4 protein-coding genes and 1 pseudogene are annotated in these 5,538 nt (G+C 73.3%); 3 read left to right on the top strand and 2 right to left on the bottom strand.

Annotated elements, in window-relative coordinates:
- Together DQW85_RS28605 and DQW85_RS28610 are read left to right on the top strand one after the other, a co-directional pair.
- Window positions 1–447: pseudogene (locus DQW85_RS28605) on the top strand (hypothetical protein); the annotation flags it as partial.
- Between the two features lie 98 nt (window positions 448–545).
- Window positions 546–1,541, top strand: a complete 996-nt coding sequence (locus DQW85_RS28610) for a coiled-coil domain-containing protein (RefSeq protein WP_240197491.1) — start codon at window positions 546–548, stop codon at window positions 1,539–1,541.
- Between the two features lie 3 nt (window positions 1,542–1,544).
- Here DQW85_RS28610 and DQW85_RS28615 read toward each other — a convergent pair whose 3' ends face one another.
- Window positions 1,545–2,114 (bottom strand): GntR family transcriptional regulator, encoded by a 570-nt coding sequence (locus DQW85_RS28615; protein WP_240197492.1) that lies wholly within the window; start codon window positions 2,112–2,114, stop codon window positions 1,545–1,547.
- 157 nt (window positions 2,115–2,271) lie between these two features.
- On the opposite strand from DQW85_RS28615, the gene DQW85_RS28620 reads away from it, so the two are divergent.
- A complete protein-coding gene (locus tag DQW85_RS28620) occupies window positions 2,272–4,650 on the top strand; it encodes a serine/threonine protein kinase (protein ID WP_113702978.1) in 2,379 nt (792 codons plus the stop codon).
- A gap of 2 nt (window positions 4,651–4,652) precedes the next feature.
- On the opposite strand, the gene DQW85_RS28625 is transcribed toward DQW85_RS28620, so the two are convergent.
- A partial coding sequence (locus tag DQW85_RS28625; RefSeq protein WP_113702979.1) for an MBL fold metallo-hydrolase occupies window positions 4,653–5,538 on the bottom strand: 886 nt, incomplete at its 5' end.

Genomic DNA, 5,538 nt, shown 5'->3' on the forward strand with positions numbered 1-5,538 from the left:
CCGACCTGGAAGCCCACGCGCGAGCCCACCGTCCGCCCCTCCCGGAGGCCCACCCGTGAGGCCGCCGCCCAGCCGACGGGCCAGCCGACGGGCCGTCAGACAGGCCAGTCCACGGGCAGACCCACGGGCCAGGCCACCAGCCAGGCGGCGGTCAGGCCGGGCGCGGGCGAGCCCACCCGTTCACAGCCCCCCGCCACCCGGGCGCCCGACCCGACGACACCCCCGCCCGTCCGGTCCGACGAGCCCCGGGTCTCGGTCTCCGTCTCGGTCTCCCTCGGCGTCCCGCTGCTCAAGGGACGCGACGGCCTGCTCGACGGCGGCGCCGGGGTCGGCCTCGGCACGGGCCTGCTGGGCTCCGTGCTCGTGCCCGGCTCCGTCATCCTCGGACGGCGGCTGGCGGCCCGCCGTACTCCCCGAACCCGTCGCGGCCGCTGGAACCCCAAGTAGTCGCGGATTCACTCCCAAGTCACCACATCCCCTACTATCTACCCTCGGAACAGAGGCGCCGGCTGGCACGCGCCTGCGGCACGGTGCGGAGGAGAAGCGTGGCGGTTGCGTCCCCCGCCGATCGGCGGCGCGGTCCGCTGCGAGCCCTCAGCACGGTGCTGGCCCTGGCGCTCGTGGCGACGCCTGTTCCCGCGGCGGCGGACCCGAAGCCCTCGGCGAAGCGGCTCAAGACGGAGCTGGCCGCGCTGCAGAAGGAGTCGGACACGCTCATCACCGACTACTACAACAGCCGCATCGCCCACGAGAAGGCGGAGAAGGGCGAGAAGTCGGCCCGCGAGAAGCTGACCGCCGCCCAGGAGGTCTACGACCGCGAGTCCATCGAGTTGCGGGGGCTGGCCGTCGCCCGCTACATGGACGCCGGCCCCGCCGGGCCCACCATGATCGCCCGCGGGGTGGACGCCGACGACTACCTGAGCAGGCTCGCGTTCACCGAGCATCTGATCGACCTGCAGGCGGCCAGGCTCAGCGGGTTCGCCAAGGTCCGCGACGACCACCAGCGGGCCCAGTCGGAGGCGGCGGCCCGCGCCGAGGAGCTCGGCACGCGGGTGAAGGACCTCGCCGACCGCAGGGCCAAGGCCGAGAAGCTGATCGAGAAGATCAGGGACAAGATCGACCAGCTCTACCGGGCGCCGGGCGTGCGGCGTTCGGACGGCACGTGGGTGCCGCAGCTCCCCGAGGGCTCCGACCACATCACCCCGCGCATGCGCCTGGTGAAGAGCCTCGTCGCGGAACGCTTCGACGTGCCGTACGGCATCGGCTGCTACCGCGCCATCCAGGACGGCGGCGAGCACCCGCTGGGCCGCGCGTGCGACTTCATGCTGAGCCGCGGCGGCGCCATGCCTTCGGCCGCCGAGGTCCGGCGTGGCGACGAGATCGCCGCCTGGGCCATCAAGAACGCCAAGCGGCTGGCCATCATGTACATCATCTACCGGCAGCGCATCTGGCACGCCCGCACGGGCACCTGGCGCGTGATGTCAGACCGGGGCGGCGCGACGGCCAACCACTACGACCACCCGCACATCTCGGTCTACTAGCGTTCAGAACTCGTCGGACCCGGAGACCTGGCGGATCGTGAAGACGTGCCGGGTGGCGGCGCAGACCGTCTCCAGGACGTGGACGGGCGTGCCGTCGGTGGAGTAGCCGGCGCGGAGCACCTGGACGATCCACTCGCCGGGCTCCAGCTCCAGCGTCTCCCGTTCGAACGGGGTCGGGGGGCGGGCGGTCAGGGTCTCCTCGGCGTGGCCGAAGGCGTGGCCCAGGGCGGTCAGCGCCGACTGGAGGGACGGCCGTACGAAGCCCGGCTCGGCCAGGCGCGTGCCGCCGAACAGGTCGAGGCGGAAGTAGCTCGTCGCGATGCGCACCGGGACGCCGCCGGCGGTCATCATCTTCCGGCGGGCGATGACGCCGGTGCCCGGGGCGACGCGGAGACAGGCCGCCACCTGGTCGCCGGCGGGCTCCGGCCCGACGTACAGCATGCGGCGGCCGGCCTGGAGCCCCTGCTGCTCGGCCTCGGCGAGGAAAAGCGACTCGGAGCCCCGTACGGCGGGCTCGGTCGGCAACGAGCGCCGCACCAGCACCCGCGGCTGCACGCCCGGCTGAGTTCGCATGGGGCTCCTTCGCCTTCGCCTGGACTGCCCGGGGGCACGGGTCGCTCTCCCGCCCGACTCTAGCCGCCCCATGGCGGTGGCCGGCAGCGGGCCGGGGAGGAGTAAGGTCATCTCTTGATGCAAGCGGCTTGCAAGGAAAAGTGAAAATAGTCCTGTTATGGCGTCAGTTGCTGAGCTCAGGTCAGGCGATCCCACCAGTCTCGGAGGCTACGAGCTCCGGGGGCGGCTCGGAGAGGGAGGGCAGGGCGTCGTCTATCTCGGCGCCGACGAGCAGGGCGAGCGGGTCGCCGTGAAATGGCTCCGCCCCCACCTGGCCGGAGACGCCGTGGCGGCGGAACGGTTCGCCAGGGAGGCGGCGGCCGCCCAGCGGGTCGCGCCGTTCTGCACCGCGAAGGTGCTGGCGACCGGGGTGCACGACGAGCGCCCGTACATCGTCAGCGAGTACGTGGACGGCCCGTCGCTCCAGCAGGTCGTGACCGAGAAGGGCCCGTACGCCGACTCGGCCCTCTACCGGCTGGCGATCGGCGTCGCCACCGCCCTGACGGCCATCCACCGGGCGGGAATCGTCCACCGCGACCTCAGCCCCGGCAACGTCCTGGTCGGCGCGGAAGGCCCGCGGGTCATCGACTTCGGCATCGCCAGGGCGCTCGACGCCACCTCCACCATCACGTCCACGCCGGTGGGCACGCCCGCGTACATGGCGCCCGAGCAGATCCTGGACCGGCCGGCGGGGCCACCCGCGGACATGTTCGCCTGGGCGGCCATGATGCTGTTCGCCGCCAGTGGCACCGGGCCGTTCGTGGCCGAGTCGGTGCCCTCGACCATCCAGCGGGTGCTCCACACCGAGCCCGACCTGAGCCCCCTCACCGGATCGCTGCGCGAGCTCGCGGGGGCCTGCCTGGCCAAGGACCCGGCACGGCGGCCGACGGCGGAGCAGGCGATCCGCCGGCTGCTGCAGCACCCCACCGCCGGCCCCACCTCGAATCCCACCTCCAACCCCACCGAGCTCCAGCAGGCCGCCACCCTGATCAACACCCTCCACCTGGACCCCTCCTTGGACCCCTCCCTGGATCTCCACCTGGAGGCCCACCCGGACGCCCGACCAGGGCCCCGTTTCCACCCCGCCTCCCGGCCGGAGCCCGCACCCGGCTCTCGGCCCGGGCCGTCACCCTGGATGGCGCCCGGCACGCGGTCGCCGTACCCCCAACCGGGCCAGAGACCGCAACCAGCCCCGGGACCGCAGCCGGGCTGGGCGGCCCAACCGGCCTCGGGACCTCAGCCGGGCTCGGGACCCCAGCCGGGCTCGGGACCCCAGCCAGGCTGGGCGGCGCAGCCGGGCCCAACTCCTCAGCCGGGCTCGGGACCCCAGCCGGGATGGGCGGCGCAGCCGGGTCCGGGTCCGCAGCCCGGCTGGGGAGGCGGTCACCCAGGGTCGGGACCGCAACTCCCGCCCCCCTCCAGGGGCGGCCGCAGGGGACTGTGGATCGCGGCCGTGGCGGCGGGCACCGCCATCGTCGCGACGCTCGCCGTGGTCGCCGTGGCCGTCGCCAACCTGCGCGACAGGCCGACGCCCGGCACGACCTCGTCCCCGGCCGCGACCGCGTCGCAGAGCCCCAGCCGGACACCGGTCCCGACCACCGCCCTGGCCACGTCGAGGCCGCTCGACACCCAGGGCACCCTGTACGAGAGCCCGGCCGACCCGGTGCGGCTCACCACGTACAAGCTGCGCGACCCCACGACCCAGCAGTGGGTGTACTACGCCCGCGACTCCCTCACCGGAAATTTCGCGAAATATCCGGGGCTGTGGGAGAGCGTCCTGTCACCCGACGGCCGCTACCTGGCCAGCCGGGGCAAGAGCTTCGTCGACGGCCACGACAGCGTGCGCATCACCGACAAGGTGACGGGCGAGACGTTCACCGTGAAGACCTCCCCGCAGCCGCTCAGCGCGTACATCCAGAGCTGGTCGCGGGACAGCGGACGCCTCCTGGTGAACGTCGGCAACCCGGTCAAGAACGTCTGGCAGTCGACCGGGTTCGCGATCGTGGACGTCGCCACCAGGCAGACCAGGATCGCCTCCCTCCGCGAGGGCTCCCTCAAGGGCGTCCGGTACGGCTTCGACCACCTCGACACCGGCGTCGTCGCCATGTCGAACGACACCACCCAGCAGGCGTTGCGCTTCTTCAGCCCGGACGGGCGGCGGGTCAGGCACGTCCCCAACGTGGGCGCGGCGGTCGCCGAGTCGCTGTTCTCGTCCACGGGGGAGCGGTTCGTCACCAACTGCCCGGGGCTCGGCAACGGCACGAACTGCGTCTACGACTCCCTGACCGGCGCCGAGCTGAAACGCTTCCGCTCGCCCTGCGCCAGCCTGGCCACCTGGTACGACGACGACCACGTGGTGTGCTGGGTGTGGGTCGGGCCCGGTGCCCGGACCCAGCTCCAGGTGCTGGACTTCACCGGCAAGGCGGCGCGCGTGCTGCTGGACATGCCGGTCAACGCGAGCAACATGGACGTGATCTACACCTTCACCCGGCGTTAGCGTCAGCCCAGCGTTTCCCACCAGCCGTCCACGGCCGGGGCGGCGTCGGCGTCCACGGCCTCGCCGGGGCGCGGCACCACGATGCTGACGTCGCGGGCCTTGGCCTCGCGCCACAGGCGCTCCACGGGCTCGGCCCACGGGTGCAGGGCCAGCGTGAACGTCGCCCAGTGCACCGGCAGCAGCAGTTCGCCGCCCAGTTCGAGGTGGGCGTTGACGGCCTCCTCGGGGTTCATGTGGATGTCGGGCCAGGCGGGGCTGTAGGCGCCGACGGGCATGAGGGTCAGGTCGAACGGGCCGTGCGCCGAGCCGATGCCGCGATAGCCCTCGAAGTAGCCGGAGTCGCCCGCGTAGAACACCCGCCTGGCCTGCCCGGCCACCACCCACGACCCCCACAGGGTGTCGTTGCGGGTGAGCGTGCGGCCGGAGAAGTGCCGGGCGGCCGTCGCGACGAAGCGCAGCCCCGCCACCCGGGCCTCCTCCTCCCAGTCGAGCTCGATGATCCGGTACGCGGGCACGCCCCAGCGTTCGAGGTGCGCGCCGATGCCCAGCGGCACCAGGAACGGCGCCCGCTGCGTCGCCGTCAGCGAGCGGACGGTGGCCAGGTCGAGGTGGTCGTAGTGGTCGTGCGAGATCGCGATGGCGTCCACCAGCGGGAGGTCCGTGAGGGCCACCGGCACCGGGTGGTGCCGCTTCGGGCCGAGGAACCGTGAGGGGGAGGGGCGCCCGCTCCACACCGGGTCGAACAGCACCCGCCGCCCCTCGATCTCCACCAGCGTGGAGGCGTGGCCGTACCAGATCGCGCGCACCCCGGTCGGCGAGGGGTCGCCCGAGGCCGGCACCCGCAGCGGGACCGGCCCGGCCGGGCGGCGCCGGTCGCGCTCCCTGGCC

The sequence above is a fragment of the Nonomuraea lactucae genome, from assembly GCF_003313395.1.
Classification (GTDB): domain Bacteria; phylum Actinomycetota; class Actinomycetes; order Streptosporangiales; family Streptosporangiaceae; genus Nonomuraea; species Nonomuraea lactucae.

Excerpts from the sequence above, each read along its gene's own strand:
- DQW85_RS28620 (WP_113702978.1), top strand. The coding sequence starts at position 2,272 with ATGGCGTCAGTTGCTGAGCTCAGGTCAGGCGATCCCACCAGTCTCGGA.
- DQW85_RS28615 (WP_240197492.1), bottom strand. The coding sequence starts at position 2,114 with ATGCGAACTCAGCCGGGCGTGCAGCCGCGGGTGCTGGTGCGGCGCTCG.